This window comes from Micromonospora deserti, assembly GCF_003236335.1.
Taxonomy (GTDB): domain Bacteria; phylum Actinomycetota; class Actinomycetes; order Mycobacteriales; family Micromonosporaceae; genus Micromonospora; species Micromonospora deserti.
The window spans coordinates 1-1,047 of record NZ_POUB01000514.1 but is presented as its reverse complement, the minus strand read 5'-3'; the positions used below and the strand labels follow the sequence as shown (position 1 = coordinate 1,047).

Here is a 1,047-nt window from a genome sequence, read left to right as displayed (position 1 = left end):
CCCACACCCCGCCCTCCTGGTGATCATGAAGTTGTTGCCCCGACACGCCGACTCGGCGGGCAACAACTTCATGATCAACCCGGGAGGGGGTGGGCGTAGGGCGCCGGGGGAGGACATCATGAGGCGGCTCGCGGAGCATGATCCTTTCGCCGGCCGAGGCTGCCCGATCGGGTCTGCCGGCCGGCTCAGTCCGGCCGTACTGTCCGGGCCATGACGCCGCCCCCCGACGCGCCGGCGCGCCCGCCGCGACCCGTCACCGTCACCGTCGCCTTCTGGTTGCAGCTCGCCGCGGTGCTGGTGCTGCTCGGGCTGGTCGGATTGGTGATCACCCAGGCGATCCAGTGGGACGGCCAGATCGACCGGGCGGTCCGCCTGGTGCCCGACGCCGACCCCGACGAGGTGCGCGGGGAGCGCTGGGGCAACATCACCATGGCGGTCGTGCTCGGCCTGCCCACCCTGCTGCTCGCCGGCTGGCTGGCGGCCACGGCCTGGCCCGTACGCCGGGGCGGCAACACCGCCCGGATCCTGGTCTTCGTCGCCGGCGGGGCGCAGGTGCTGATCTGCGCCGTCCAGGGTTGCTCCGGGGTGGCCGTGTTCCCCCTGTTCCTCGCCGCCGGTGTCGCCGAGGGGGGCTACGTGGACGAGGAGTACCCGGACGGGGTGCCGGAGGAGGACCTCTGGGCGGAGTCGAAGTTCGCCGAGACCCTCTACGCCAGCTCGGATCCCTTCGAGGCGGTGCTGTTCCCGCTGGCCGGGCTCGGGGTGCTGACCGTCTTCCTGCTCACCGCCGCGGTCGTGCTGCTGCTGGCGCTGCCCCCGGCCAACCGGTGGTTCCGGCCGCAGGCCGCGACGCCCGGCGCGCCGCTCCCGCCCGCCGGCTACCCGCTCGGGTACGCGCCGCCCGGCTACCCGCCGTCGGCCGGCTACCCGCCGTCGGCCGGCTACCCGCCGCCCGCCGGCTACGTCCCGCCAAGCGGCTACGTCCCGCCCACCGGGTACGGTTCGCCCGGCTGGCTGATCTGCCCCGATCCCGCGGCGCACCTGCCC

At 74.7% G+C, this 1,047-nt stretch carries 1 protein-coding gene; it reads left to right on the top strand.

The features are described 5' to 3' along the window. Positions 1-210: 210 nt before the first annotated feature. Positions 211-1,047, top strand: an 837-nt coding sequence (locus C1I99_RS31645; RefSeq protein WP_111137786.1) for a hypothetical protein, incomplete at its 3' end; no start/stop codon positions are given.